Consider the following 25538-nt stretch of genomic DNA (forward strand, 5'->3'; position numbering starts at 1 on the left):
AGCCATTGGAAAACTCCTGTCTGAAGGGTTGGGCTTCGAAAACCCGCAATCCTCTCAGACAGGAGCCTGCTCTTGCGATCCCTCCTCAATTGCCGCGCCAGCGGCTTCGTTCAATCCCAAATCGATTCAAGCTAACTTCATCCCGCTTTAGCATCCTGCACAAGGATCCCAAGGTCACCGCGATCATCGTCAAGTCGGCCGATGCCGCCGACTGGTTCGCGGGCGGCAAGTCGCTGGCCGAGCAGAAGCTCGCCAGCTACTGGCTCGACATTCATGTCAGCGAAGGCACCAACACCAAGGACGAGAAGGCCGCCTATCTTGCCGCCCTGTTCCAGCGCATGGGAGAGCTGCTCGGCCCGCTTCACAACGAAACCTACGCCCATGTCGACGAAGTGAAGGGCGATGCCTACGGTTTCGGCGGCCTGACCCAGGAGCGCCGCTACATCGCCGGCAAGCTCGAGGTCTCGCCGCAGAAGGCAGCGTAAGGCGGTCGACTATGCCGTCGCTTCCGGCAGGCGCGCCGCGGCGCCGCCGAACACCTCGGTAAACACCTGCCGGAGCGCGATGTCGACGTCGGCCAGGGTGACGGGCAGCCCGAGATCGACCAGCGAGGTGACGCCGTAGCGGGGATCGATCACCCCGCACGGTACGATCGCCCGGAAGTGGGAGAGGTCGGGTTCGACATTGATGGCGATGCCGTGAAACGACACCCAGCGGCGCAGCCGCACGCCGATCGCGGCGATCTTGTCCTCGCAGCCCGGACCCTTGTCCGGGCGCCTCACCCAGACCCCGACACGATCCTCGCGGCGCTCGCCACGGACGTTGAAGGCCGCAAGGGTGCGGATGATCCATTCCTCCAGCGAAGCGACATAGGCGCGCACGTCCGGCCGGCGCCGTTTCAGGTCGAGCATCACATAGGCCACCCGCTGGCCGGGGCCGTGATAGGTGACTTGGCCGCCACGGCCGGTCTGGAACATCGGAAAACGCGGATCGAGCAGGTCGGCGGCCTTGCCGCTGGTGCCGGACGTATAAAGCGGCGGGTGCTCCAGCAGCCACACCAGCTCGGGCGCGGAGCCTGCGGCGATCGCGGCCACGCGGGCGTCCATCTCGGCAAGGGAATCGGGGTAGGCGACCTCGCGATCCGAAATCCGCCATTCGACCTCGCCGGCGCCCGAAGCCAGCGCAAAAGTCGTCAAATCAAGGCTTTGGCGGTCGTTAACCATTGGCTAACCCTAACGTGGTCAGGTGAAACCACAATTTAGTTCCCCTTTGGCGGTTCAGAAGTGGCCACCCTCGATAAAGTCAGCGTCGATCTCATGGTGGTCCTCGGCACCACCACCATGCCCATCCACCAGGTGATGCGGCTGTCCCGCGGCGCCATCATCGAACTGGACGCCACCGAGGCCGACGAGGTCAAGATCCTCGCCAACAACCTGCCGATCGCCAGCGGCGTCGTTTTGGTCGACCGCAACCGCATTGCGGTCGAGGTCAAGCAAATGCTGCCGAAATCGCCTGGTGTTAGGTAGTTAATTCGGTCACTTATCTCCTTGTCCCCCCATCTCTGATTTGTTACATGGCGCCGTCGATCCGGCGGTGCCCGATGGGTTCCAGCCGGTATCCCAAGCGCTCGTGGCGGAATTGGTAGACGCGCTGCCTTGAGGTGGCAGTGAGTAACATCGTGGGGGTTCGAGTCCCTCCGAGCGCACCAAGGACTTTCAGCCCAATTTGGCACGCCTGACCGCTCCCGCGACCAGACTGCATGATGCCCGCCTTGGCGCATCGGCAATTTTTGGGGCGGCAGTGCCGGCCGATGCCCTGTCTGTAATACCGTTCGCGTATTTTCACAGATCCCTGGCCTGTTGGGACGGCACTTGCCGGCCGGCGCGCCTGATTCTGCAAGAAAAGCGCGGGCTGCCGCCAGCTGCGCCCGGAGCCCCTGATGACGTTTCTGAGCTACGCCTACCGTACCCTTTCCAACTTCGTGTTCCTGGGGCTGGTTTATTTCAGTCTGAACTTCCTCGAAAAATACGAGCAGCGCGCGATCGTCGCGATTCTCGTGCTGGTCTACGCCGCGATGCATGCGGCATCCGCGCTGCGTTCGTTCTATTTCTTCCAACGCATCGAGCGGCTGGAAGGGGAGACGCGCCGGCTGGCCGCGGCGGCCGCGGAAGGGCCGAATTCGGCGGCCTCGCGCAAGCAGATCGTGGGCGACGTCACCGCGCTCCGGCACGCCGGCGAGATCAAGGCTTATATCGATCTCTTGTTCCTCGCGCTGGTGATTCTGCTTTGCATCGCCAAGATCGTGACGAACTAATCCGGCACGCGCCTGACGATCGCGGTCGCTTCGGCGCGCGGCGCTCTCTTCTTCGCGCTGGCGATTCGCACCGGGCCACCGTCCGCCCTGGGCTGACGGGCATGCTTGGAGGGATCCTTGCCCTTGCCGCGACCCGCAGGCGCGACCTGATGCGCGGCGGGGCTGGCGTCGGGCGCGCGCTGCGCGATCCGCTCGCGGCGATCGGCCCGTGATCGCGCGGCGAGCAGCGTCAGGCCCGGTCCTTCGGGAAGCCTGAAAACGTCGGCGGCCGGAATCGGCAGCGTCGAGGCCGAGGTCACCTGCGCGACCTGCGGCAGCGGGCCGAGCGTCTGGCGGGGGAAGGCGATTCGCATGCGCGGCGCGTGATCGATCGCATCCGCTTCGCGCCAATCCATGTCGGTGAACGCCGGCGCCGGCAACATCCGCGCCTCGCTGAACACGAAATTCGGCACCGTCGGCCAGCGCGCGATCGCAACCGTCTCGGTTGGCGGGCGCAGGTACCATTGCTGCGGCTCGGTCGGCGTTGCCGGACGATCAGGCGTCGCGGGCACGACATGGACGATGCGATAGCCGCGCGCCTTCAGCTCGTTGAGGATGCGCGGCAGGGCGGCGACCGTGCGCGGCTGAATGTCATGCAGCAGCAGTATGCCCTTGCGCTTGGCCTCGATGCGCTGGATGGCGAGGTCGTAGACCCTTTGCGGCGAGATGTGGCGCCAGTCATCGGCCGGAAAATCCGCACTCCAGACCTGGATGCCCTGCGAGGCCGCATAGGCCTCGGGGATTTCGGCGCGCAGCAGGCCGGGAATCCGGAAGAACGGCGCAAGCTTGCTCTTGTCGCCGTTGAGCGCGGCCAGCGTCGAGGCGATGCCGTCATCGATCTCCTGCTTGGCCTTCTCCGCCGACATCTTGTCGAAGGTGAGCGGGTGATGCTGGCTATGCGTGCCGACGGTGTGCCCGGCCGCAACGAGCTTGCGCACGCCCTCCGGATTGGCGTTGGCCTGGCCGCCAATGATGAAGAACGTCGCCTTGACGCATTGGCTGGCGAGGATCGATAGCACCTGGTTGCTGTATTTCGGCAGCGGGCCGTCGTCGAAGGTCAGCACCACCTCGTGATCCGCCAGCGGCAGCGTCTGCGCATATTGCATGGTGCCGATCCGCGGATGCTCCGTGGGATCGACAACGAGGGTGCGCGATGTGCCGAGCGCGTTGGGATTGCCCGGGCAATCCGCGGCAAGCGCCGTTTGTGCAGCGATGCAACCCAACAACGCCAGGCATACAGCGGTCCACGACCGCTTTCGCTCGCCCACCAAAATGCCAGCGCTCATAACACCCCGGATGCATTCCAAACGCACTTAAGAATCCTTAACGGCGGCGCCATGAATGCCGCCTTAACAGTCTGTAATCGAGCCGCGACCCTGGGTTCAATGTGACCGGTCGGACACGGTCCTGGCCGCGGGCGGCACGATATGGACCACGCGATAGTGATGTTCGCGCAAATAGCGCAGAAATGGCGGCAGCATGGCCGCCGTCTGCGCCTTGGGGTCGTGTAGCAAAATAATCCCCTTGCGGGCAATCTCGAGCCGGTCGGTGAGCAGCTTCAATTGCTGCTCGGGCGTCATCGGTTCCCAGTCGCTGGCCCAGAAATCGGCGCCGAACACCGCGATGTCGCGCTTTTCCATGCGCTCCAGCAGATGCGGCGTCGACTCGAAATAGGGGAAACGGAAGAAGGGTGTGCCGGGCGTCGTGCCCGCGGTTCCGTGCAGCGCCGCTTCGACGGCCGAGATCCCCTTGTCGATGTCGGCCTCGGCCTTGTCCGGCGTCAGATGTGCAAGGTTGGGATGGGACCAGCTGTGATGGCCGACGGTGTGGCCGAGGCTCGCGATCCTGCGCACCAGCTCCGGATGCTCGGACGCGGAGCGGCCGACCATGAAGAATGTCGCACGCACGCATTCGGCTGATAGGGCTGCGAGGATCGTCCGGGTCGCCGGAGGCGAGGGCCCGTCGTCGAAGGTCAGCACGACTTCGTGGTCCTCGAGCGGCAGCGTCTGCGGAAAGCTCTTGGTGCCGACGCGCTGGTAGGTCGCGGGATCCACCGTGAGCACGCGCGAGGTGCCGAGGGCATCCTGGCGCGGGCACTCGGCGGTCTGCGCCGGCGCGGCCAGTGCCGGCTTGGCGAGAGCGACCACCGCAAGCGCGAGCGTGGCGAGCATCGTGCTTCCGTTCGATATTGGGCATCGATTGGACATATTTCTCATTGCGCAGGGCCCTGCCGATTGGGTATCCGTCCACACTACTCAGACCAATTTCTCCATTCCTGTCAAACCGGCGAGACGCGGCATGGCCGAGAATATCGACGTTGCCCAACGCGCCGAGGCCGACGTGCTCGACCGCATTCCGATGCGGGACGAGGAGGGCCAGCTCCGCCACGAATTCGTCGAAGAGATCACGCGCGCCATCCATGCCGCCGACCGGCCCTTGCTGTGCGCGGTGGTCGCGGAACTGCACGAGGCCGACCTCGGCGACCTGATCGCGGCACTCGCGCCCGAGGACCGCGTCAACCTCGTCGAGATCACCGCCACCGACTTCGACTTCTCCGCGCTCAACGAGGTCGACGAGACCGTCCGCGAGGAGATCCTCGAGGAGCTCGAGCCGGAGACGGTGGCCGAGGGCGTCCGCGAGCTTGAATCCGACGATGCCGTCGAGCTCCTGGAAAGCCTCGACGAGAAGGACCAGGAAGAGATCCTGGAGAAGCTGCCGCCCTCCGAGCGCGAGGACATCGAGCGCAGCCTGCTTTATCCGGAAAATTCGGCCGGCCGGCGGATGCAGACCGAATTCATTTCGGTGCCGCTGGATTGGACGGTCGGGCAGGCGATCGACTACATGCGGGATACGCCCGACCTGCCGGATCGCTTCTACGAAATCTATGTGGTCGGTGCCGACAGGCACTGGCTCGGCGCGGTGCCGCTCGACGTGCTGTTGCGCTCGCGCCGCCCGGTGCCGATCAAGGACCTGATCGACGAGGACCGCCGCCGCGTCTCCGTGCTGGAGGACCAGGAAGCGGTCGCGCGGATGTTCGGCAAGTACAATCTGGTCGCCGCACCCGTCGTCGATACCACCGACCGGCTGGTCGGCGTCATCACCATCGACGACGTCGTCGACGTGATCGAGGAAGAGGCCGACGAAGACCTGAAAGCGCTCGGTGGCGTCACCAGCGACGAAGAGCTGTCCGACACGGTCTGGACCATCGCCCGCGGCCGCTTCAACTGGCTGCTGGTCAATCTCGCGACCGCGTTCCTTGCATCGTCGGTGCTCGGCCTGTTCGAGGGCCAGCTCGAGAAGATGGTGGCGCTCGCGGTGCTTGCGCCGATCGTGGCGAGCCAGGGCGGCAATGCCGCGACCCAGACCATGACGGTCGCGGTGCGCGCGCTCGCGACCCGCGAGCTCGGCTCGGGCAATGCGCTGCGCGTGGTGATCCGTGAGGCCATGGTAGGCCTCGTCAACGGCATCGCCTTTGCGATCATCACCGGCGTCGCCGCGGTGGCCTGGTTCAAGATTCCCGGCCTCGGCGTCGTGATCGGGCTCGCCATCATCTGCAACCTCGTTGCCGGCGCGCTCGGCGGCATCCTGATCCCGATGGTGCTGGAGCGGGTGCGCGCCGATCCCGCGGTCGCCTCCGGGACCTTTGTGACGACCGTCACCGACGTGGTCGGATTCTTCTCCTTCCTCGGCATCGCGACGTTGTGGTTCGGCCTGAAGTAGCCCGATCCTTATCATTAATCGGCCCTTAATCGGCGTCGTGGATGATGTGCCTATTCCCAAGGGGCACATCATGCAGCGCTTGCGGCTCAAGGCGGATGGACGGATCGTCGAATTGCGCGACGGGCAGGAGTTCCCGCTCGCGCCGGCGATGCCTGATCCCGCGCCGGTCGCGTCAGGCATGTCGCAGCCGCCTGCGGTCCGCGACCTGCGCCGCCGCGCGCAACTGACCCAGCTCGAATTCGCCGCTAGGCTCGGCGTGCCCGTCGAGACCATCCGCAACTGGGAGCAGGGCAAGCGCGCCCCGCGCGGCCCGGCGCGCGCGCTGCTTGCCGTCATCGCCCATTCTCCCGACACGGTGTTCGCGGCGCTGTCGAGCGAGGCCACGCCGGCGTGAGCGGGGACGCAACCCTCTCCACCGTCATTGCGAGGAGCGAAGCGACGAAGCAATCCATCTCTCCGCGTGCGGCGAGATGGATTGCTTCGCTTCGCTCGCAATGACGCAAGACGTACATCGTCGTTCTCGCGGCACGTTCTGCCCGAGTCTTGCTACTTCGTTGTCCCTCCTGAAGAACAGAGGGCGCCGGGAAAGCCGGGTGCCGATTGCACCCATGGGCCCTGTGCAACAAGAAGCACAGGGGTAGGACCACAGGTGAAACCGGAAAACACGCCGGCTTTCCCTGCGCGATGGTTTTACTAACCGGAAACTCCGGCTTTCCCTGCGCGATGGTTTTACGGCTTCCTTCGTGCTCTCCCCGGCGAGACGGGCTTTTTTGTCACCGTCGCCAGCAAAAGCATTGCTGATGAGACACCAGCCACTGGGGCGTCAGGACCACACGACTTCACCGTCCGCTGTCAGCGCGCACTCGTCAGTTGCGCGCTCCGCGTCCACCGCATCCCAACCCAACACTCGTGACGATCGCGAAGCGCCCCTCAAGCGGGTGAGACGGGCGGATTCATACACTGATTTTGCTTTCCGAAAAACCGAAATATTTTTCTCAGTAGGGCTTGCGCCGTCGGGCAAATCAGTGGCAGGGGCCGACGCCTGCCGCAGGTCCGTAGCCCTGTAGGATGGGTAGAGCGCAGCGATGTCAATCATTCGCGCCGCGGACATGAATTGATGGGTTTCGCTTCGCTCTACCCATCCTACACACTGAGTTGCTCGTCGGGGCCGTTTGTCGCACCCGGAGATGACGATCGTCGCGCGTGTCCGAATCTCTGCGCGGCGGGCCGTGCCGAACCGCAGACGGCACCCGATGAGATCGTCGACCAAGTGCGTCAGGCCTTGCGTCAGCGACGAGCATCTCTCTCGCCACGCCAGCGGTGAATTGCATCAAGCCAGCTCGTGGAGCAGCGCCTTGGCTTCCCGCAGCAGCGGCGTGTCCAGGCCTTCGCTGAACCAACCATACTCGCGCGCAAGGAGGTCGCGCGCCCCTGCGCAATTGCCCTGGTCACGCCAGAGACGGGCAAGGCTGGTCGCAGCGCTGAGCCCAAGCGTTCTCGCGCTCTGGCGCTCGGCCACGGCGAGCGCTCGACGATAATTCCGTTCCGCAGTGGCTTGGTCGCCTCGCGCATTCATCATATCGCCTCGAAGTCGATGCAACTCGACCTCACTCGAACGCTCGTGGGTCGTCTCGATCAGCTGCGCGGCCTCGTCGAGGCAATTCCGCTCTTCCTGCGGATGCCCGAGCTCGGCGTGCGCCTCGGCGAGAAAGCAGAGCGCGCGCGGCGTATGCACGACCGCTCCGGCAGTGCGAAGTACGGAGAGCCCCCTCGTGAGCATTTCGAGGCCATCCGGCGCCCGTCCAAGCGCCGTCAATGACCACCCGTGCTGGAGAAGTCCGAAGCCCAACCAGAGCGGAAAGCCGTGCTCGTTCGAGAGATCAACCAGTTCCTCTGCATGCCGCCGTGTGTCATGCGGCAAGCCGGCGGCGGCCTCCACTGCACACACCTTGCTCAACACAAAGGCCACCGTGAACGGATGGTCGAGCCGGCGGGCCTCCGACAATGCCTCGTCGACGCGTGCGCGTGCCTGATCGATGTGGCCCAGAAGCGCCAATGTCGACGCCAGGTGGCCCAGGCTCGCTGCGTGCGGATCGGCCACCGCTATCGCAGCGCCAATCGCGCGTGCGGCCGGTTCTCTCAAGCCATCGCACAGCTCCAGAAGGCTGCGCGCTGTCGCAAACTCGCCGCGAAAGTAGCAACTGGCGCCGTGGATATAGTGACCCAGCAGCAGCGTGACGTGATCGCTTCTTGTTTCGCCCAAATTCTCCAACTGCTCGGCAAGCGACACCGCCAGATCGTGCTCGGCCCGAACCATGCGGAAACCCCATTGGGAATAAAGCAACGGGGCCAGACGATCCGCGCGATCGCACCGCTCAGCGAGTGATCGCGCCTTGGCGAGGGTATCTGCCACCACCGGCGCCGAATACCCCCTGGCTGCCATCAGGGCCCGCCCGAGGGCGATCTGCAGGTCGAGCTCGTGCTGCACCGGCCGCGATTCCTCCGGCATGCTCGCCACCAGGTCCAGTCCCCTCTGCAACTGCGCCACCGCTTCCATCATCGCCGAGCGCGCGACGGCCATCTGACCGGCCTTGAGCCGGTAGCCGACCGCCTTCTCGTTGAAACCGGCTTCGGCACAATGGTGAGCCATGAGTTGCGGTTGAGCGGCGACGATTTGAGGAAACTCGCTCTCCAGCGTCGTCGCAACGCGAGCATGGATCTGCTGGCGTCGACCGCGCAGCAGGGTGCTATAGGCTGCGTCCTGCACCAGCGCATGCTTGAAGGTGTATTCAGCATCGGGCGGGGTGCCTCGCTGGAACACCAATTCGGCCCGCACGAGCTGAGCCAGGGCATCGTCCACCTGCTGCTGCGGCATGGCCGCGACGGCGCTGATCAGCTCATGCGAGAACGATCGCCCGAGGGCCGCTCCGATCTGCGCCATCTCACGCACCGGCGCCAAGCGATCGAGCCGTGCCAGGAGCGAGGCCTGGAGCGAGGTCGGGATGGCAAGCTGAGGCAACGGCCCCCGCGCATCGAAGCGGTCGCCAGCGTCCGCCAGCATGCCGCTCTCGATCACCGTCTTGGTCAATTCCTCGATGAATAGCGGCACGCCGTCAGTCCGATCGATGATCCGTTCGGCAATCTCGCGGGGCAGCGCCTTGCCGCCCGTCACCCGCATGATCATCTCGGCGCGAAGTTGACGCGGCAGACGACTGAGGCTGATCAATGTCACGTGTGAGCGCCCGATCCAGGCCGGTGCGAACTCGGGTCGGAATGTGATGATCAGCAAGACCCGGAGGGTGGCAACCCGGTCGACGATGCGGTCCAACAGGTCGAGTGAGGTGGGGTCGATCCAGTGCACATCCTCGAACACCATCAGCACGGGTCGGCGCGCCGCCAGTCCTTCGAGCTGGGCCAAAAGGGCCTGGAGCGTCTTCTCCTTGCGCTTCGGCGCCGTGAGGTCGAGCGGTGGGTAGCGATTGCCTGTCGGCACGGACAAGAGGTCCGCGATCAGAGGGACGGCCTCGCTGAGGTCAGCGTTGGCCTCCGCGAGCAACGCTTCAAGCTTGTCCAACCGTTGCTGGTCCGTATCGTCACGCCGGAAGCCCGCTGCCCGCTCAAGCTGCGATATGGTCGGGAAAAGCGCGCTGTCCTGATGCTGCGGCGAGCAGAAACGGCGCAAGCGGATGTGGGGGTCGTCGCTCAGCCGCTCCAGCACGGTCTCGGCGAGGCGCGATTTGCCGATACCAGGCTCACCCGATACCAGCACGACCGCGCCATCGCCGCGTTTGATCTGCTGCCAGCGGCGCATCAGCAGCTCGATCTCCTCCTCGCGGCCAAGCAGTGGCGTTCTGCCGACGCGCAGGGCCTCGAAGCGGCTATCGACCGTGCTCGCTCCGGTCACTCGCCACGCGGGCACCGGGTCGCTGAAGCCTCTGATCGACACGCTCCCGAGCGCGAGATACTCGAAGAGTCCACCAACGAGGCGGCGGGTGCTGTTGTCGACGACCACCGTATCCGGCTCCGCCCGCGCTTGAAGCCGCGAGGCCAGATTGGGGGTCTCGCCCAGCACCCCATGTTCCTGCGAGATGCCCTTTCCAATGAGATCTCCAACGATCACCAAACCAGTGGCGATGCCGACCCGCACTTGAAGCCTGGCCTCCGGGCGAATGTCGAGTGCTGCGACCGCCGCGACCAATGCGAGCCCAGCACAGACCGCGCGCTCAGCATCGTCTTCATCCGCGCGCGGATAGCCGAAATATGCGAGGACGCCGTCGCCCATGTACCTTGCGACGAATCCGCCGGATTTCTCGATTTGCTCGGCACAGCAGCGGTGGTATGTGCCAATGATTTCCCGGAAGTCCTCAGGGTCGAGCCTTGTCGAGAGTGCGGTCGATCCGACAAGATCAGCGAACATCACCGTGAGCTGACGTTTCTCGGCTGCGACCCAGGGAGCAGCCGCTGGTTTCGCTCCGGCCTGTTCAAGCTCGGCAATCGCGCGCAAGATCTTCCTGCGATGGCCGAGCGAAACACCGATTTTCTCGAGGTCTTGGTCAGTCAGATCGCGCAGAACGCTTGGATCGACGTCGTTCTCGGCAAAGCGCTGCGCGTATTGCCCGAGGCCAAGTGCGTTGAGCCATTCCGCAATCTGCTGCATGGCGGGCCCCGAATGGTCTCTGTGCGGCCTGCGGAGACTATATCACTTTCCCATGTGGATGGCAGGTAGGAGCGTTGGGATGCCTGTTAGCCTGTCGTCCCGAAATGTGCGTCTCCAGCCCGTCGGGGCCGTTTGTCGCACCGACGGTTAGACCGCGCCGTAAAAGTGCCGATATTGCCAAGCGGCCTCCCGCTGCAATTGAGGTTCAGACCACAACTGGTCCTTGAAGCGCGTGACGGACATAGGCGATAGATCGATGGACGGCTTGCCATCGACAATCCAGGTCGCAAGTGCCTCTCCGACGGCTGGCGAAATTGAAAGCCCGCTTACCATGCCCGCAGCGCGGGGCGAGGTTTGCGATCCGATATCATGCTTGTCGACGAGGGTGACGCCGAGACCTTTGTGCTTGGTCAAGTAATATGCTGTCGCAGCGCCCAGGCCACCGGAACCGATGACAATAACGTCAGACCTGCCAATCATGGAGCTATCTTCCCGAAATAGATCAACAGCGACCGAAGACTACCACGCGGCGACGATAGGCGACCATGTCCCATCATCGCCACCACCCACGCCGGCGTGAGTTGGCAGCACGGGCTGGTCGGGTTCAACCCCCGTCATCGCCGGACCTGGCATCAGACGTACGTCCGGCGGATCAGACCATTCGCGGGTCGGTAGAACGGTGCGAGGCGACATAGTCGATTTCGCCGCGCGTTGTACCGATGTCCATCAGCTCCCTGTCGCTTAGCTCCGAAAGGGTAGCTCGCAATTTCTGGCGTTGGCGCCGTTCCTGAAATGCATCCCGATATGTCTTGAAGAGGCTGGAAACACGTCGGGTCGATACGGCCGTCTGCATCAACCTCGTTGCGTCATAGGTCGTGGTCATGGCGAAATCTTCCGGGTGTGGCCCTACCGAGACGAGGGTGCCAAGGCACGAGCGTGCGCGCTTGACCTTCGGCTTACATTTTCCTCACGGGCGGCTTACTCTTCGCGTTGCAGCCGGTGCTGGAGCTTCGACACCCTGAGGCCGCCCAAAGGATTGGTCGCTTGCGCTATCTGTTCGAGGAGTACGCATTCGATACCGACCGGCGCGAGTTGCATCGCGGGGCCGACATGGTTTCCGTCGCGCCACAGGTCTTCGACCTGCTGGATTACCTGATCCGCAACAGGGAGCGCGTCGTCAGTAAGGACGACCTCATCAACGCCATTTGGAATGGACGCAGTGTGTCCGATGCCGCGCTCACGACGCGTCTGAACGTCGCCCGGAGCGTGATCGGCGACAGCGGCGAGGCGCAGCGCCTGATCAAAACACTGCCGCGAAAGGGCTTCCGTTTCGTCGGAACAGTGCTGGAAGCGGAGGGGCGGGGGGGCACGGTGGTCCCCGACGCTCCTTTGGAATCGCCGAGATCGGCCCTGGCGCTCCCCGACAAACCTTCCATAGCGGTGTTGCCGTTCCAAAACATGAGCGGCGATGCCGATCAGGATTACTTCGCCGACGGCATGGTGGATGAAATCACCACCGCATTGTCACGGTTCAAGTCTCTATTCGTGATCGCGCGCAATTCGAGCTTCACTTACAAGGGGAGGGCCGTCGATATCAAGCAGGTCGGGCGCGAACTCGGCGTCCGCTACGTGCTTGAGGGCAGCGTGCGCAGGGCCGCGGGAAAGGTTCGCATCACCGGCCAATTGATTGATACTGTGAGCGGCGCGCACCTTTGGGCTGATCGATTCGAAGGTGACCTCGGCGATGTGTTTGCGCTGCAGGACGAGGTGACGGTGAATGTTGTCTCTGCCATTCAGCCGAAATTGCTTCAGACCGAAATAGATCTGGCGGCGCGGCGGCCGAACGACCTCAGTGCCTATGACCTTTGTCTTCGCGCGCAACACCTCCAGTCATGGACTCGGGACGGATCGGCCGAGAGCCTTCGGCTTGCCTCTCGCGCATTGGAGATCGATCCACGAAGCAGCTTTGCTGCCACCCTTGCTGGGGAATGCCATCTTCGAAACGTGCGTCTCGGTTGGGCGGCCGATCCGAAGTCGGAACTTGCGGAGGGACTGCGGCTTCTGCGGCTGGCGCTCAGTCTGGACGGCAATGCCACTTTGGCATTGAGCCTGCTTGGCAACGCAATCGCTACCTTCTCCGACGACTACGATACCGCAAGGGAGATGGTGGACCGCGCGGTCGCCTTGAATCCCAATGCATCTCGCGTCTGGGACCAGCGGGGGTTCGCCTATCTGATGGCGGGGCAGCCCGAAGAGGCGATCCGGAGCTTTGAGCGCCGCATAAGGTTGAGCCCGTTTGACCCTGTGCTTTTTTCAACGCTTGCAGGCATGGGCGTCGCATTCATCGGTCTTCGTCGTTTCAGTGAGGCAGTCTCGACGCCAGGAAAGCGCTGCATCAGAACCCGAATTATCCCTTCGCTTATCGCTGCCTGGCGTCGGCGCTGGCTCATTTGGGGCGCGATGCCGAGGTGAAGGAGGCCGTGGCCGGTCTGCTCGACCTCGACCCCGACTTTCGCATTTCTGAACGGGTGCCGCGCGCCGACGTATCGCGGCTTCAGGTGTATATTGAGGGGCTGCGCAAAGCAGGACTTCCCGAGTGACGCGCGGTCTCGTCGCGCGGCCGGAGGTGTCTCTCCGGCAATCTCCCCAACCGCCCACGCCGGCGTGAGTTGGCAGCACGGGCTCGCGCGCGCATAATGGGCGCATGAACTCCGTCGAAGGCAACGGCGCCACAATCCCCGCAATCGGGCTCGGCACATGGGAATTGCGCGGCCGCACCTGTGCGCGCATCGTCGAGCAGGCGCTGCGGCTCGGCTATCGCCATATCGACACCGCCCAGATCTACGACAATGAACGCGAGGTCGGCGACGGCCTGCGGGCCTCCGGCGTCAAGCGCGACGATGTCTTCGTCACCACCAAGGTCTGGACCAGCCATTTCGCACCCAACGATCTGGAGCGATCGGCCAAGGAGAGTCTCGCAAGACTCCGCCTCACCGAGGTCGACCTGTTGCTGCTGCATTGGCCCAATCCGCAGGTGCCGCTGTCGGAGACGCTCGGTGCGCTGGCGCGCGTCAGGCAGCAGGGGCTGGCGCGCTATATCGGCGTCTCCAACTTCACGGTGGCGTTGATCGAGGAGGCGGTGGCGGCGTGCCCGGAGCCGCTCGCCTGCAATCAGGTCGAGTATCATCCCTATCTCGACCAGGCCAGGGTGATGCAGGCCTGTGCGCGCCATGGCATGGCACTTGTCGCCTACAGTCCGATCGCGAGGGGGCGCATCAAGGGCGATCGTGCGCTGGCGCGGATCGGCGACCGCTATCGCAAGACCGCAGCCCAGGTCTGCCTGCGCTGGCTCGTGCAACAGGATGTTTCCGCGATCCCGCGCACCTCGAAGCTCGAGCGCCTTCAGGAAAACATCGGTATCTTCGATTTCGAGTTGTCCGACGAGGATATGCGCGAGATTTCCGCGATGGGCAGCGCCCGCGGCCGGTTGACCGATTTCGGTTTTGCGCCGAAATGGGATTGAGGCGGGCCCGTCCCAACAGGTATGTTGACGGGCAAGGGAGATCTCACGATTTGATCGAGTGCGATGAAGTTCCGACCAACGACAGATATGACCGCGTCGGTGATCGCACACCTGTTGCTGGTCGCATTGATCGTTCTGTACTCCGAAGTGCATCAGTTCGGTCCTGTCGCCGCTGATACGGTCGCGGTCGAGATCGTGACGCCGCAGGATATCGCCGAGATCAAGGCCGAGCCGTCACCGACGCCAACGCCCGAGCCCGACCTGTCGGCGCTCGACAAGCCGGCGCAACCAGTCCCGCCCGAGCCCGCCGCGCAGACGTCGGCCGCGCCGCCGCAGCCCCAAAAGCAGGCAACTCCACCGGCGCCGCAGCCGAGCCCCGCTCCGCAACGAACGGCGACCGCCCAGCCGCAGCCGCAGCCGGACCCGCCACCACCACAGCCGCCGGCCTATGCGCAACCCCAGCCGGACCTGTCGGTCAAATACCACGTGATGCTCGGCCTGCCGCCCGAATTGCCGGTGCCGGCCGTATCAGCTCCAGCGCGTTCGGCCGGCGAGGAGGGCAAGGACAATTTCGACGCGGCGGCGACCGAAGCGGCCAATGTCGGCTCCAGCGTGGTCGCCGAATTCCGCCGCCACCTGAAGACGTGCCTGAAACTTCCCGCGACGCTGAGCAGCGGTGACGATGTCAGGGTCAAGCTGCGGGTGTTCATGAAACCGGACGGCAAGCTCGCCTCCGAGCCGCTCTTGATCGAAGCCAGTGCCTCGGCGAAGGGGCCGGTGTTGATGCGGAGCGCGACCAGCGCGCTGCAGGCCTGCCAGCCCTATGCGATGCTGCCGCGTGATCGCTACGGCGAATGGAAGGTGCTCGATCTCGATTTCACGCCGCGCGATTTCGCGTCGTAGGGAAAGCATGATCCGGAAAAGTGTGAAGCGGTTTTCCGAAAAGATCATGCTCAAACAAGAAGCTAAAGCGCGATGACGATTCAACCTAATCTCATCGCGCTTTAGCTCCCCATCGCCTGCCAGGCATTGGACGCGAACTGCCGGCGCCAGGTCACGATCACGACCGCCGCCGTGGTGATGAACAGCACCCAGGGACTGACGAACCAGCCGAGATAACCGAGCGCGAAGAAGAACGCGCGCTGGCCGCGATTGAAGTGCCGGCCAGCGGCCTCGAACAATTTGGTGGTGCGGATCACATGGGCTTCCGCCTCCGGCGCGTCGCGCTGGGTCGCCGGCGGCATCGCACCGAACAGGATCGCCACATAGTTGAACAGGCGATAGGCCCAGGCGAATTTGAAGAACGAGTAGATGAAGATCAGGATCAGCCCGACGCATTTGACTTCCCACAGCGCGGGCGAGGGGCTGAGATTGAACGGTAGTGCGCTCAGCACCGTCAGCGCATCGTTCGTCGCGCGCAACAGCGCCAGCGCGCCGCCGATTGCGATCAAGCTGGTGGAGGCAAAGAAGGCGGTGCCGTTCTGCAACGACGCCATGATCTGCATGTCGACCATCCGCGCGTCGCGGTTCAACAGGTTCCTGACCCAGATCTCGCGATAGACATGCATGCGGGCCGACAGGCTGTCGCGTCCGTAGGCGCTGTGCTCGAGCGTGATGGCATAGACCAGCCATTCCAGCGCGAAGAATCCGACTGCGGCGACATCGACCCAATAGCCTGTCATGTTGCCTTTCCCCCCTAGAGAACGCGGCCTCGCGCGGCACGTGGCCGCGCGCGGCGGCCATCCCGGTTGATGTACAGGTTGAACGCGTGCAAGGCACTATGGCAAGATACCGGCCGCAACAGGATTCTCCGCAAAATGTTGAAGCTCATCATCGGCAACAAGAACTATTCGTCATGGTCGATGCGGCCTTGGCTCGCGCTGCGCGCCAATGACATCCCGTTCGAGGAGGTCTTCATCCCGCTCTATCGGGACCAGGCCGACAAGGACCGCATCCTCAGCTTCAGCGTGTCCGGCAAGGTGCCGGCGCTGGTCGATGGTGACATCACGGTCTGGGACTCGCTTGCGATCATCGAATATCTCGCCGAGACATTTCCGGACGCAAAGCTGTGGCCGGCTGATCGCGCCGCGCGGGCACATGCGCGCGCGATCTCGGCGGAGATGCATTCCGGCTTCATGGCGCTGCGCAACGAATGTGCCATGAACCTGCACCGGCCGATCCGCGCGGTGGCGCTGTCGGACGATGCCCGTGCCAATGTCGCGCGCATCCAGGACATCTGGGCCGATTGCCACGCCCGCTACGGCAAGCAGGGACCGTTCCTGTTCGGCGCATTCTCTGGCGCGGATGCGATGTATGCGCCGGTGGTGTACCGGTTCCACACCTATGCGATCCCGGTTAGACCGGAAGCGCAGCACTATGTCGACGCGATGATGGCGCTTCCGGCGTTTCAGGAGTGGACCCGCGACGGCCTCGCCGAGACGCTCCTGATCGACCGTGTCGAGCAAATCTGACCGAGGGCGTTAAGTCCGAATTGTGACAGCGGCGGCAAACATCACGGCTTGACGCCGGCCGACCGGAGGGGTCTCAATCCGGCGCTGGCCTCACCCTTCGCAGGAAAGTTTCGACCCATGGGCATTCTCGATTCCTTGGAAAACTCACCGGAGCTGAAGGGGTTGCTCGGCCAGCTCGGGGCGACCGTGATCCCGGCGGTGCTGGGCGAGGTTCTGGGCAACGGCGGCCAGGGCGGATTGTCGGCGATCGTCGCCAAGCTCGAGCAGGCCGGGCTCGGCGAGCAGGTCAAATCCTGGATCGGCACCGGACAGAACCTGCCGATCACGGCCGACCAGCTCCAGCAGGTGCTGGGCAGCGACCTCGTCAAGCAGCTCGCCGCCCGGTTCAACATCCCGGTCGATCAGCTCTCCAAGGTCCTGGCCCAGCAGCTGCCGACCGTGGTCGACCACGCCAGCCCCGACGGCAAGCTGCCGCACACCGCCTGACCCCTCGGAACCCGGTTTTGGGGTGCCTTGGCGGGGGAATTCCGCTGGGCCCGGATTTGGCCGCCTACCGCGCTGAAAAAGCTGCAAAAATCACCTATTTGCCATGCCCGATCTTGCTGGATTTTGGGCGGTGCGGTGTGCTAGGTTGACGCAGGGTTTTCAAAAAGCTGGCCGCTGCCGTCGGGACCACGGGCGTCGCCAGCATCTCTAAAAAATGGAGATGGGCGTTGAAGCATAAGTTCACCGTTGGAGAGACTGTCTATTTTACGGCCAGCAACGTCGCGCGCCCCGCCGCGAGCGGCACCTATCAGGTGATCCGCCTGCTGCCGACCGATGGCGACGATTGCCAGTACCGCATCAAGAGCTCGACTGAGGCGTTCGAACGGGTCGCCAAGGAGAGCCAGCTCGCGCTGTCCTGAAGGTATTGTGTGCAAGCCGGCAATGAGGGCGATTGCGCCCCAGTTGCCGTCAAAAGGCCCCGTTCGCAGAACCATTCTGCTGAAGGTTGAATGCCGGGGTGGCGGGCGTTCACCATCGCTGATTGTGCTTGTGCTGCGTTGAGGGACATCGCGCATGAATTGGGCTTCCTCGCTGGGGCAGATCTGGGCCTCGCCGACCTTTCCGATGTGGCTGACGCTGGCCGCAGCGGGCTTCTTTGGAATCGTCGTTCTAGTGACGCTGCTGCGCGCGGAGAAATCCGTCGCCAACGGCGCTCTGACCGTGATTACGCTGCTGTCGATCGCCGTTGCGGTCGCCGCGACCATCCGCGGCTTCGGTCCGGCCGGGCAGGCGGGATCGTCCGACGCGCGCACGGCGCAGGCGACCGGGCCGGCCTTGCCGGCGCTTTCCTGCATCGATGATCTCGCCGGTGACGCCGTCCTCAATGCCTGCGAGAAGGCGTTGTTCGGCTCAGCTGACGCCGCGGCCGCTGCCGTCGGCTATGCGGCCGCGCAGATCTCGCGGCTGACCGGGTTCGGCGACCTCGCGACCGCCGAGCGCAACACGACGACCGAAGTGCAGGCGCTGCGCCGCGCGGTCGAGCGCGACCGCTACGGGCTGATGGCCTATGCGCTGATGGCGCGCGATCACTGCACGCCGACCGCGTGCCCGGCGTTCCGCTCGCTGGGCGACAACCGCCAGATTGCCGCCAACATGAACGAGCGCACTTACGAGAACCTGGTCACGCGTTATGCGGCGTCCTGGAACGCGCCCGGCGCCCAGGCTGCGGGACCGGCCGGCCTCGTCGCGGCGCTGCCGCCGTCGGTGCCCACGGGCAAGCCGACCACGATCGATTTTCCGAGCTCGTCATCGACGCCTCCGGTCAACATCATGACGCCCGAGCCGGCCAAGCCGCCGGCCGCCGCTGCTGCGCCGCCACCGGCAGCGCGTCCGGCGCCGGCTGCGCCGGCAGCGGTCGCGGCGGCGAAGAAGCCGCCGCCGGCGAAGCGCCCGGCTCCGGTGCAGATCGCGCCAGCGGCGCCTGCCGCGCCTGCCGCGAGCGCACCGGCTGCCGCGAGCGAGAACTAGAGCGCGTCATCGCGCTTCGGGGCAAACCGCACCACGGTTTTCCGGATCAAACTCCAGATCATGACGCGCCGGCCGGCGGCGCGTCATGATCGCTGGCGGGAGCAATCCGGTATCCACCGTTCCGGGATCGCGCGCCCTTTTCAAAGCCGACGCCGACCGCTAAATCCCACGCATGCCGCTTCATCTCATCAAGCTTGCCGTCGGCTGCGAGTCGGTCAAGGAACTCAAGGCCTGGGTCGCCGAACGGATGGCGACCGCGAAGAAAAAGGGCCTGCCGCTCCGCCACGTCCACATCACGCGCATGACGCCGAAGCGCGACGAGGAGATCCTCGCCGGCGGCTCGCTCTATTGGGTGATCCGCGGCGAGATCGCCGCGCGCGAGAAGATCATCGCGATCGAGCCGTTCCGCGACAAGGACGGCATCGGGCGCTGCCGCCTGGTGATGCAGCCCAAGGTGATCGCGGTGTTGCCGCGGCCGATGCGGCCGTTCCAGGGCTGGCGCTACCTCAACCCGGACGCAGCCCCGCCCGACCTCACCAAATCGAGCGCCGCCAGCGTGGCCTCGATGCCGGAGCCGATGCGCCGCGAGTTGCGTGATCTCGGATTGCTGTAAGCAATCGAATTGCCGCGAGCGACCGTGTCGCCGGCGCGGATTACAGCGACGGCGTGACCAGATGCAGCTTGCTCCATTCGGACGCCGGGATTTCGACGTGACGTCCGGCGGTTGAGTTGCTCTCCACCAGGTCGATCAGCCCCGGCTCGACCCCCATGTCGGCGAGGTATTTGCGGAACTGCTCGGTGAACTTGACCGTCAGGCTCTCGCGCTGCTCGGCACTGACGTTGGGCGCGAGGCGATTGTGGATCGACATGCCGCTCAGGATCACGCGGCCGCCGGCGGGCAGGCTGCGACGCACGCCGCCGGCCAGCATCAGCACGCAGGCAAGATCGCAGGTGACGTCGGCAAGCCTCTCCTTGGCGTCCAGCGGGCCGCCGGGACGCTTCAGCGCAAAGCAGTCCGCCTCGGCCTTGCCGTTGCAGGCGTCGACCTCCGTCGCCGCCACCGTGGCGTCGATGCCGCGATCGCGCAGGATCCGGCCGATGCTGACGGCGACGTTGAGGTTGGACTCGCCCCAACTGTTGATCACGATCGGCAGCTTGCGTCCGCTCTGCCGGTCGAGGATCGCAAGCAGGCGCTTGTAGGTGTCCCACTGGACGGTGCCTTCGGCGGCGATCCAGTCGGAGCAGCCCGGGCCGCAGGCATCAGTCGCGCCATGGGCGACGTAGAAGATCATCGCGCCCTGCGGCGACCCGAAGCCGCCGATCGGCGGCCGCGTCTGGGCCTGGATCGGCGGCCGTGTCTGGGCCTGCGCGATGCCGGCGGCCAGCATCAGCAGGCCGCCGAGAATGACGCCGCGTCCGGAAAAACTGATCATGCCGATTGCTCCCCGCCGGCCGTGATCATCCACGGGCGGGTGGGGGAGCGCAAGCACGGCCCGCGGACAGCCGCAGCCTAGACCGCGATATTGTCGATCAGGCGGGTGGTCCCGAGCTTCGCCGCCACCAGCATCCGCATCGGACCGTCCTTCAGCGAAGCGATCGGCGCCAGCGTCGCGGCGTGGCGGACCTCGAGATAGTCGAGCTTGAAGCCGGCCGCGGTGATATCCGCGGCGCCGGCCGCCATCGCTTTGGCCGTGTCCTCGCCGGCGCGCAGGCGGCCTGCGGTCGCCTTCATCACGCGATGCAGCACGGGCGCCACTCGCCGCTCCTCCGCCGAGAGGTAGACGTTGCGCGACGACATCGCGAGCCCATCGCGCTCGCGCACCGTCTTGGAGCCGATCACCTTGACGCCGAGGTCGAGGTCGGCGGCCATCTGGGTCACGACGCGGAGCTGCTGGAAATCCTTCTCGCCGAAGATCGCCATGTCCGGCCGGACTTGCGTGAACAGCTTGCCGACCACGGTGGCGACGCCGCCGAAGAAGTGCGGCCGGAAGCGATCCTCAAGTCCGGCGGTCGCCGGTCCCTCCGGCACGATCCGGGTCGCAAAGCCGTCCGGATACATCGCCTTCACCTCGGGATGCCAGATCAGGTCGACGTCCTCGGCGGCGAGCTTGGCGAGGTCTTCCTTCCAAGTCCGTGGATAGGAGCCGAAGTCCTCGGTCGGCGCGAACTGGGTCGGATTGACGAAGATCGAGACGACGACCCGTCGGGCACGGCGCTTGGCGAGCCGGACTAGCGACACATGGCCGTCATGGAGAGCTCCCATGGTTGGGACCAGCGCCACCGTCGCCTTTCGGGCGCGCAGGGCGTCGACGGCGCGACGCAAGGCGGGAACGGTGCGGACGACGGGGGGATTTCGCGGCATCTGGGCTCGATCTCTTCGAATGGTTCTTGGGTGAGGCGCTGTGGTCCTTGGCCTCGCGGCGGGTGGTGGACATTACCAAGACCGCGGCCGTCGCCAAACCGGCGCGGCGCGACATCAGTTACTTTAATCCGATCGCGGACGAGTTCGGCGGCACCATGCTGCCGATCGCGTCAGCAATTTCGTGCGCGCGATTCATGGTGCAACGAAGCAGCGATCGATTTCTGCTTTCTGTCATGCATTTCACTTGACCGCAGCCGCGCGCGATTTGAAGATATTGCGGGGGTTCAGTCATGTTAGTGCAGGCTAGTCAGGGTCAGTCCGGCTCTGCGCACGTCGTTGTGCTGGGCAACGAGAAGGGTGGTTCGGGCAAGTCCACGACCGCCCTGCATATCGCCGTCGCGCTGATGAAAGCCGGGCAGCGCGTCGCCTCGATCGACCTCGATTGCCGCCAGCAGAGCTTCACCCGCTACATCAATAATCGCCGCGCCTGGGCACGGCGCACCGGGCTCGATCTCGAGATCCCCGTGCATTACTGCATCAAGTACGGCGAGACGATGCAGATCGCCGACAATGAGAACGCCGAGTTCCAGCAGTTCATGGAAGCGGTGAGCGCGGTCGAGCGCGACTACGATTTCATCGTCATCGATACGCCAGGCTCTGACAGCTACCTGATGCGGCTCGCCCATTCGATGGCCGACACGCTGGTGACGCCGATCAACGACAGCTTCCTCGATTTCGACGTGCTCGGCACGGTCGACGCCGCGACCTACGCGGTGACCGGCGAGAGCCACTACGCCGAGATGGTGCGCGACGTCAGGCGCAAGCGGCGCCAGCTCGACGGCGCCACCACCGACTGGATCGTGGTCCGCAACCGGCTGTCGATGCTCGGCTCGCGCAACAAGCAGCTCGTCGCCGACGGGCTGAAGCAATTGTCGCTGCGGCTCGGGTTCCGCTCGGTCGACGGCTTCGCCGAGCGGGTGGTCTATCGGGAGTTCTTTCCGCGCGGGCTGACCGCGCTCGACGACATCGACGAGGCCACCCTCGGCACCCGTCCGAGCATGGGCCATGTCACGGCGCGGGAGGAGGTGACGAGCCTGTTGCGGCAGCTCAAGCTGCCGCTCGACGAGCGCGGCCGGAGACGGGCCGCCAACCGTGCCGAATGGTTCAGCCAGGTCGACAAACCGCTCGAAGTCCACGACATCATCGGGCTCTAGGTCGGTCGCAGTTTGTGGTATTTTGGTACGCTTGGACAGCTAGCCCGTACGTGCGAAGGCGAGTTTCCGGAGTGTGACGATTTGTGACCAAACAGCTCTTTTCTGGCGAAAATAGCTCGAAATCCCGTAGTTTCGCTGTGATTTTGGTCATAGCATTGCCATTGATCCGGAACAAAGCGAACCGCTGCCGGTTGTCCTGGACTTCTGTTCCACTGTCGAACGGAGATTGGGAACTCGCGCAACAGGTATCGAGCCGTCCCGGTTGTTTGTGCAACTGCACAAAGTATGGGTGCGTCGCACAACGTTAGGGCGGCTGAATCACAACTTTTGGACTTCCTGTCACGTCGCTGTGACATATATTAGGGACACGGAGACCGAAGAGTCTCCGGCCAAAAATAGCCCTTCAGGCGGCACCTCGAGGACGTCATGAAACGTGGAATTCTCGTTCTGCTTTCTCTCTCCGTGGTTGTCACGGCGGCGTATTTCACCGCGAGCAAGTGGGCTATCCGTCACGAAACCATCATGTTCAAGGATCCGACGCGCAACGATCGCCCGGTCGAGGTCGACGTCGCTGTGCGCTTCGACAAGGAGATGCAGGCCAACGCTGGCATGATCACCTTGCCGGTTGCGATCCTCAATCATGGCAATACCGTCAAATTCACGGAATATTCCTTCCTCGCGAACGTGTTCGCCGCGCGCGGCTATCTGACCGTCAGCATTCAGCACGATCTGCCGTCGGACGCGCCGATGGTGACCAAGGTCGGCGAACTCTATGTCGGTCGTCTGCCGCAAATCCTGCGCGGCGTCACCAACATCAAATTTGCCGTGGAGCAGATGCGAAAAGTCCAACCGAACGCGGACTACGACAAGCTGACCGTGGTCGGACATTCGATGGGCGGCGACATCTCGATGTATTTCGCCAAGCAGTATCCGGACGAGATCAAGAAAGTCGTGACGCTGGACAATCTGCGCGTGCCGTTCATGACCGACGGCAAGTTCAAGATCCTGTCGTTCCGCTCCCGTGACACGCAGTTCAAGCCTGATCCGGGCGTCGTTCCCGATCCCGATCAGTGTGAGAAGGCGGGTATCACAGTTGTGGACACCGGGTTCCAGCATAACGATATGCGCGACACCGGCCCGGATGCAGCCAAGAACTCGATCCAGGCGATGCTCGATAAATTCCTGACCGACACCGACAGCGATGTCGCCCCGGTCGACACCCGGAACGCGCCGGCGACGATTCTCGAGCCGGGCCCCGTGTCGCTCTATGTCCCGGTCGAGAAGGCCAAGAACGCCGCGACCATGAAGAAGACCGAGAAGGCGTCGTCCGCCTCGACGAACTGATCGGCTCCGTCCGGCGCTCGGTCGGGCGGGTGACCCCCACGACATTGACCAATGCGGCCTCCCGGCCCACATAGTGCTTGCTGACGACAGCGAGCCCTCATGGCCGGCGAACCAACCACACCGAAATCCGGTAGCGACGTGCCATCGGCTCGTTCGGCCGAGACGCGCAAGTCGGGCTCGTTGCCGGATGCGCGGACGTCGACAGCCGACGACATTGCGGCCTTCGTCGCCAAGGCACAAGCGATGTCGCCGCATCGCACCGGCGCGCGTGGCAGGCTGGTGTTCGCGCTCGACGCCACAATGAGCCGGCAGCCCACTTGGGACATGGCCTGTACGCTGCAGGCGGACATGTTCCGCGAGGCGGCGTCCCTCGGCAGCTTGGATATCCGGCTCGTCTACTATCGCGGCTTCAACGAGTGCCGCGCCACCGGGTGGATTTCCGACAGCACGCAGCTCGCCAAGCTCATGAGCAAGATCGATTGCCAGGGCGGCAATACCCAGATCGGCAAGGTGCTGTCGGAGGCGCGACGCGAGGCGGTTGCCGCCGGCGTGCGTGCGGTTGTGTTCGTCGGCGACGCGATGGAAGAGCACGTTGACGATCTCTGCGCCAAGGCCGGCGAGCTCGGCCTGCTCAAGGTGCCGGTGTTCATGTTCCAGGAGGGCCACGATGCGGTCGCCGAACATGCGTTCCGCGAGATCGCGCGCCTGACCGGCGGCGCCTGGTGCAAGTTCGATCCCGGTGCTGCGGCGCAACTGCGCGAGCTGCTGCGCGCCGCCGCAGCCTACGCCGCCGGCGGTCGCAACGCGCTGCTGCAACTCGCCAAGAGCGGCGGCGGCGCGGCCAAGCTGATCGGCCAGATGAAATAACCATCCTTCCGGGCCGACCAGCCGCGTCAGCGCCGCGGCGCGGTGGCACGGCGCTTCACGCTGCGGTGAGGCGAGGCGCCATCATGCTTTTTGCTGCCGAAGCGCATATATTACGCCCATGCCAACCCTGATCGCCGGCGTCGTCGCCGTTATCCTTCTTTACTCGCTGCTGCAGATGTTTCGCGCGGCTAATCCCGCGGTGCTTGCGCGGGTGATCAAGATCGCGGGCGGCGTGCTTGCGTTGGCGGTTGCGGCCTTTACCGGCGTCCGAGGCGAGCTCGCGGTCGCGATCCCGCTCGGTATTTTCGGCGCCGGATTGCTTGGATGGTCGCCGTTCGGGACCACGGGCTTTCCCAATTTCGGCAATATCTTCGGCGGTGCGCAGCGCTCGTCCGGACAGAGCTCGCGGGTCCGCTCGCAGTATCTCGACATGAGCCTCGATCACGACAGCGGCATGCTGCGAGGTCAGATCGTTGACGGGCCGCATGCCGGCCGCATGCTCGACGAGTTCGACCTGCCGCAGCTCCTGGCGATGGTCCCCAGCTTCGACGCCGAGAGCGTCGCGTTACTTGAAAGCTATCTGGACCGCCGGTTTCCCGCGTGGCGTCAGGACGCGCAGGGCGACCGGGCAGGGGGGCAGCGTCGCGCGCCGCCGAGCGGAAAAATGACGGACGAGGAGGCCTATCAGATCCTTGGCTTGCAGCCGGGAGCGACGCGCGACGACATCAGCCGGGCCCATCGCACCCTCATGAAGAAACTGCATCCCGACCAAGGGGGGTCGACGTACCTCGCTGCCCGTGTAAACGAGGCCAAGGATACTCTGCTTCGCACGCATCTCTAGCTGACTCCGGCAACGCTACCAAACGCCACAAGCCGAGAGCTGCTTCCCGTTATCTCTGGTCGATGCCCCCAGATCATTTGCGATCGAGATCGCGCAATGATCGCATCCGTCTGTTTGTGCATGATCTCCGCGCAAACGCTTCGTGCTTGTCGCGGCGGAAGACCGGTGTCCCA

28 protein-coding genes and 1 tRNA gene are annotated in these 25538 nt (G+C 64.5%); 20 read left to right on the forward strand and 9 right to left on the reverse strand.

All coding sequences use genetic code 11. The annotated features are described in order from the left end of the window. Positions 1–113 precede the first annotated feature (113 nt). A complete protein-coding gene (locus ACFFWD_RS21135; protein WP_376968494.1) occupies positions 114–485 on the forward strand; it encodes a tautomerase family protein in 372 nt (123 codons plus the stop codon). A gap of 9 nt (positions 486–494) precedes the next feature. On the opposite strand, the gene lipB is transcribed toward ACFFWD_RS21135, so the two are convergent. Then, positions 495–1223: a lipoyl(octanoyl) transferase LipB gene (lipB, locus tag ACFFWD_RS21140; RefSeq protein ID WP_376968419.1), complete on the reverse strand. Its 729-nt coding sequence runs from the start codon at positions 1221–1223 to the stop codon at positions 495–497. A gap of 60 nt (positions 1224–1283) precedes the next feature. Between lipB and ACFFWD_RS21145 the strand changes: the two genes are divergently transcribed. The 3 genes from ACFFWD_RS21145 to ACFFWD_RS21155 all read left to right on the forward strand — a co-directional run bounded on the left by ACFFWD_RS21145 (position 1284) and on the right by ACFFWD_RS21155 (position 2314). Further along, positions 1284–1526, forward strand: a complete 243-nt coding sequence (locus ACFFWD_RS21145; protein WP_376968420.1) for a FliM/FliN family flagellar motor switch protein — start codon at positions 1284–1286, stop codon at positions 1524–1526. A gap of 97 nt (positions 1527–1623) precedes the next feature. Continuing rightward, positions 1624–1708 (forward strand) — tRNA-Leu (locus ACFFWD_RS21150). Between the two features lie 231 nt (positions 1709–1939). Further along, positions 1940–2314 (forward strand): hypothetical protein, encoded by a 375-nt coding sequence (locus tag ACFFWD_RS21155; RefSeq protein WP_376968421.1) that lies wholly within the window; start codon positions 1940–1942, stop codon positions 2312–2314. Here the strand turns inward: ACFFWD_RS21155 and ACFFWD_RS21160 are convergent. Continuing rightward, positions 2311–3639, reverse strand: coding sequence for a polysaccharide deacetylase family protein (locus ACFFWD_RS21160; RefSeq protein WP_376968422.1), 1329 nt, complete (start codon positions 3637–3639; stop codon positions 2311–2313). The two genes, ACFFWD_RS21155 and ACFFWD_RS21160, sit on opposite strands and share 4 nt — an antisense overlap. A 96-nt stretch (positions 3640–3735) precedes the next feature. Beyond that, positions 3736–4524, reverse strand: coding sequence for a polysaccharide deacetylase family protein (locus tag ACFFWD_RS21165; RefSeq protein WP_376968423.1), 789 nt, complete (start codon positions 4522–4524; stop codon positions 3736–3738). A gap of 127 nt (positions 4525–4651) precedes the next feature. Here ACFFWD_RS21165 and mgtE point away from each other — a divergent pair, with 127 nt between their 5' ends. Both mgtE and ACFFWD_RS21175 read left to right on the forward strand, forming a co-directional pair. Beyond that, positions 4652–6073 carry a magnesium transporter gene (gene mgtE / locus ACFFWD_RS21170; protein WP_376968424.1) on the forward strand — a complete coding sequence of 474 codons (1422 nt, stop codon included), beginning with the start codon at positions 4652–4654 and terminating at the stop codon, positions 6071–6073. Between the two features lie 70 nt (positions 6074–6143). After that, complete coding sequence (locus ACFFWD_RS21175) at positions 6144–6467, forward strand: helix-turn-helix domain-containing protein (RefSeq protein WP_376968425.1); 324 nt, start codon at positions 6144–6146, stop codon at positions 6465–6467. A gap of 936 nt (positions 6468–7403) precedes the next feature. Here ACFFWD_RS21175 and ACFFWD_RS21180 read toward each other — a convergent pair. The 3 genes from ACFFWD_RS21180 to ACFFWD_RS21190 form a co-directional block, all read right to left on the reverse strand. Continuing rightward, the gene (locus ACFFWD_RS21180; protein WP_376968426.1) at positions 7404–10730 is read right to left on the reverse strand and encodes an adenylate/guanylate cyclase domain-containing protein; all 3327 of its coding nucleotides are present in this window, start codon (positions 10728–10730) and stop codon (positions 7404–7406) included. Positions 10731–10877: 147 nt separating this feature from the next. Then, positions 10878–11210 (reverse strand): FAD-dependent oxidoreductase, encoded by a 333-nt coding sequence (locus ACFFWD_RS21185; RefSeq protein WP_376968427.1) that lies wholly within the window; start codon positions 11208–11210, stop codon positions 10878–10880. Between the two features lie 172 nt (positions 11211–11382). Next, a complete protein-coding gene (locus tag ACFFWD_RS21190; protein ID WP_376968428.1) occupies positions 11383–11613 on the reverse strand; it encodes a DUF1127 domain-containing protein in 231 nt (76 codons plus the stop codon). A 161-nt stretch (positions 11614–11774) separates the two neighbouring features. On the opposite strand from ACFFWD_RS21190, the gene ACFFWD_RS21195 reads away from it, so the two are divergent. From ACFFWD_RS21195 to tolA, 4 genes are all read left to right on the forward strand, one after another. Further along, positions 11775–13202: a winged helix-turn-helix domain-containing tetratricopeptide repeat protein gene (locus ACFFWD_RS21195; protein ID WP_376968429.1), complete on the forward strand. Its 1428-nt coding sequence runs from the start codon at positions 11775–11777 to the stop codon at positions 13200–13202. Next, entirely contained in the window at positions 13199–13330 is a 132-nt protein-coding gene (locus tag ACFFWD_RS21200) for a hypothetical protein (protein WP_376968430.1), read from the forward strand. The genes ACFFWD_RS21195 and ACFFWD_RS21200 overlap by 4 nt, the downstream gene beginning before the upstream one ends. Before the next feature lie 104 nt (positions 13331–13434). Then, positions 13435–14253 carry an aldo/keto reductase gene (locus ACFFWD_RS21205; RefSeq protein ID WP_376968431.1) on the forward strand — a complete coding sequence of 273 codons (819 nt, stop codon included), beginning with the start codon at positions 13435–13437 and terminating at the stop codon, positions 14251–14253. 63 nt (positions 14254–14316) lie between these two features. Continuing rightward, entirely contained in the window at positions 14317–15156 is an 840-nt protein-coding gene (gene tolA / locus ACFFWD_RS21210; protein WP_376968432.1) for a cell envelope integrity protein TolA, read from the forward strand. A 101-nt stretch (positions 15157–15257) separates the two neighbouring features. On the opposite strand, the gene ACFFWD_RS21215 is transcribed toward tolA, so the two are convergent. Continuing rightward, on the reverse strand, positions 15258–15935 hold the full coding sequence (locus ACFFWD_RS21215; RefSeq protein ID WP_376968433.1) for a DUF599 domain-containing protein: 678 nt from the start codon (positions 15933–15935) through the stop codon (positions 15258–15260). Positions 15936–16070: 135 nt separating this feature from the next. On the opposite strand from ACFFWD_RS21215, the gene ACFFWD_RS21220 reads away from it, so the two are divergent. From ACFFWD_RS21220 to ACFFWD_RS21240, 5 genes are all read left to right on the forward strand, one after another. After that, a complete protein-coding gene (locus ACFFWD_RS21220) occupies positions 16071–16724 on the forward strand; it encodes a glutathione S-transferase N-terminal domain-containing protein (RefSeq protein WP_376968434.1) in 654 nt (217 codons plus the stop codon). A gap of 117 nt (positions 16725–16841) precedes the next feature. After that, the gene (locus ACFFWD_RS21225; RefSeq protein ID WP_376968435.1) at positions 16842–17210 is read left to right on the forward strand and encodes a YidB family protein; all 369 of its coding nucleotides are present in this window, start codon (positions 16842–16844) and stop codon (positions 17208–17210) included. A 227-nt stretch (positions 17211–17437) separates the two neighbouring features. After that, positions 17438–17629 carry a hypothetical protein gene (locus tag ACFFWD_RS21230; RefSeq protein WP_066514114.1) on the forward strand — a complete coding sequence of 64 codons (192 nt, stop codon included), beginning with the start codon at positions 17438–17440 and terminating at the stop codon, positions 17627–17629. 154 nt (positions 17630–17783) lie between these two features. Beyond that, entirely contained in the window at positions 17784–18737 is a 954-nt protein-coding gene (locus ACFFWD_RS21235; protein WP_376968436.1) for a hypothetical protein, read from the forward strand. Between the two features lie 172 nt (positions 18738–18909). Further along, entirely contained in the window at positions 18910–19350 is a 441-nt protein-coding gene (locus ACFFWD_RS21240; protein WP_376968437.1) for a DUF1489 family protein, read from the forward strand. A gap of 40 nt (positions 19351–19390) precedes the next feature. On the opposite strand, the gene ACFFWD_RS21245 is transcribed toward ACFFWD_RS21240, so the two are convergent. Next, on the reverse strand, positions 19391–20170 hold the full coding sequence (locus ACFFWD_RS21245; protein WP_376968438.1) for a COG3904 family protein: 780 nt from the start codon (positions 20168–20170) through the stop codon (positions 19391–19393). A 77-nt stretch (positions 20171–20247) separates the two neighbouring features. Continuing rightward, positions 20248–21099, reverse strand: coding sequence for a pantoate--beta-alanine ligase (gene panC, locus ACFFWD_RS21250; RefSeq protein ID WP_376968439.1), 852 nt, complete (start codon positions 21097–21099; stop codon positions 20248–20250). 26 nt (positions 21100–21125) lie between these two features. On the opposite strand from panC, the gene ACFFWD_RS21255 reads away from it, so the two are divergent. From ACFFWD_RS21255 to ACFFWD_RS21275, 5 genes are all read left to right on the forward strand, one after another. Further along, positions 21126–21347 carry a hypothetical protein gene (locus ACFFWD_RS21255; protein ID WP_376968440.1) on the forward strand — a complete coding sequence of 74 codons (222 nt, stop codon included), beginning with the start codon at positions 21126–21128 and terminating at the stop codon, positions 21345–21347. Between the two features lie 42 nt (positions 21348–21389). Continuing rightward, the gene (locus ACFFWD_RS21260; RefSeq protein WP_376968441.1) at positions 21390–22313 is read left to right on the forward strand and encodes a division plane positioning ATPase MipZ; all 924 of its coding nucleotides are present in this window, start codon (positions 21390–21392) and stop codon (positions 22311–22313) included. 426 nt (positions 22314–22739) lie between these two features. Then, positions 22740–23657 carry an alpha/beta fold hydrolase gene (locus ACFFWD_RS21265; protein ID WP_376968442.1) on the forward strand — a complete coding sequence of 306 codons (918 nt, stop codon included), beginning with the start codon at positions 22740–22742 and terminating at the stop codon, positions 23655–23657. A gap of 99 nt (positions 23658–23756) precedes the next feature. Beyond that, positions 23757–24524 (forward strand): VWA domain-containing protein, encoded by a 768-nt coding sequence (locus ACFFWD_RS21270; RefSeq protein ID WP_376968443.1) that lies wholly within the window; start codon positions 23757–23759, stop codon positions 24522–24524. A 118-nt stretch (positions 24525–24642) separates the two neighbouring features. Next, positions 24643–25365, forward strand: a complete 723-nt coding sequence (locus tag ACFFWD_RS21275; RefSeq protein WP_376968444.1) for a DnaJ domain-containing protein — start codon at positions 24643–24645, stop codon at positions 25363–25365. Positions 25366–25538 lie beyond the last annotated feature (173 nt).

It is taken from the genome of Bradyrhizobium erythrophlei, from assembly GCF_042430365.1.
Classification (GTDB): domain Bacteria; phylum Pseudomonadota; class Alphaproteobacteria; order Rhizobiales; family Xanthobacteraceae; genus Bradyrhizobium; species Bradyrhizobium erythrophlei.

Bases quoted from the DNA above. Each gene is read 5' to 3' on its own strand.
- lipB (WP_376968419.1), bottom strand. From the start codon at position 1,223: ATGGTTAACGACCGCCAAAGCCTTGATTTGACGACTTTTGCGCTGGCT.
- ACFFWD_RS21155 (WP_376968421.1), top strand. From the start codon at position 1,940: ATGACGTTTCTGAGCTACGCCTACCGTACCCTTTCCAACTTCGTGTTC.
- ACFFWD_RS21160 (WP_376968422.1), bottom strand. From the start codon at position 3,639: ATGAGCGCTGGCATTTTGGTGGGCGAGCGAAAGCGGTCGTGGACCGCT.
- ACFFWD_RS21165 (WP_376968423.1), bottom strand. From the start codon at position 4,524: ATGCTCGCCACGCTCGCGCTTGCGGTGGTCGCTCTCGCCAAGCCGGCA.
- mgtE (WP_376968424.1), top strand. From the start codon at position 4,652: ATGGCCGAGAATATCGACGTTGCCCAACGCGCCGAGGCCGACGTGCTC.
- ACFFWD_RS21175 (WP_376968425.1), top strand. From the start codon at position 6,144: ATGCAGCGCTTGCGGCTCAAGGCGGATGGACGGATCGTCGAATTGCGC.
- ACFFWD_RS21180 (WP_376968426.1), bottom strand. From the start codon at position 10,730: ATGCAGCAGATTGCGGAATGGCTCAACGCACTTGGCCTCGGGCAATAC.
- ACFFWD_RS21185 (WP_376968427.1), bottom strand. From the start codon at position 11,210: ATGATTGGCAGGTCTGACGTTATTGTCATCGGTTCCGGTGGCCTGGGC.
- ACFFWD_RS21190 (WP_376968428.1), bottom strand. From the start codon at position 11,613: ATGACCACGACCTATGACGCAACGAGGTTGATGCAGACGGCCGTATCG.
- ACFFWD_RS21205 (WP_376968431.1), top strand. From the start codon at position 13,435: ATGAACTCCGTCGAAGGCAACGGCGCCACAATCCCCGCAATCGGGCTC.
- tolA (WP_376968432.1), top strand. From the start codon at position 14,317: ATGAAGTTCCGACCAACGACAGATATGACCGCGTCGGTGATCGCACAC.
- ACFFWD_RS21215 (WP_376968433.1), bottom strand. From the start codon at position 15,935: ATGACAGGCTATTGGGTCGATGTCGCCGCAGTCGGATTCTTCGCGCTG.
- ACFFWD_RS21220 (WP_376968434.1), top strand. From the start codon at position 16,071: ATGTTGAAGCTCATCATCGGCAACAAGAACTATTCGTCATGGTCGATG.
- ACFFWD_RS21225 (WP_376968435.1), top strand. From the start codon at position 16,842: ATGGGCATTCTCGATTCCTTGGAAAACTCACCGGAGCTGAAGGGGTTG.
- ACFFWD_RS21235 (WP_376968436.1), top strand. From the start codon at position 17,784: ATGAATTGGGCTTCCTCGCTGGGGCAGATCTGGGCCTCGCCGACCTTT.
- ACFFWD_RS21240 (WP_376968437.1), top strand. From the start codon at position 18,910: ATGCCGCTTCATCTCATCAAGCTTGCCGTCGGCTGCGAGTCGGTCAAG.
- ACFFWD_RS21245 (WP_376968438.1), bottom strand. From the start codon at position 20,170: ATGATCAGTTTTTCCGGACGCGGCGTCATTCTCGGCGGCCTGCTGATG.
- panC (WP_376968439.1), bottom strand. From the start codon at position 21,099: ATGCCGCGAAATCCCCCCGTCGTCCGCACCGTTCCCGCCTTGCGTCGC.
- ACFFWD_RS21260 (WP_376968441.1), top strand. From the start codon at position 21,390: ATGTTAGTGCAGGCTAGTCAGGGTCAGTCCGGCTCTGCGCACGTCGTT.
- ACFFWD_RS21265 (WP_376968442.1), top strand. From the start codon at position 22,740: ATGAAACGTGGAATTCTCGTTCTGCTTTCTCTCTCCGTGGTTGTCACG.
- ACFFWD_RS21270 (WP_376968443.1), top strand. From the start codon at position 23,757: ATGGCCGGCGAACCAACCACACCGAAATCCGGTAGCGACGTGCCATCG.
- ACFFWD_RS21275 (WP_376968444.1), top strand. From the start codon at position 24,643: ATGCCAACCCTGATCGCCGGCGTCGTCGCCGTTATCCTTCTTTACTCG.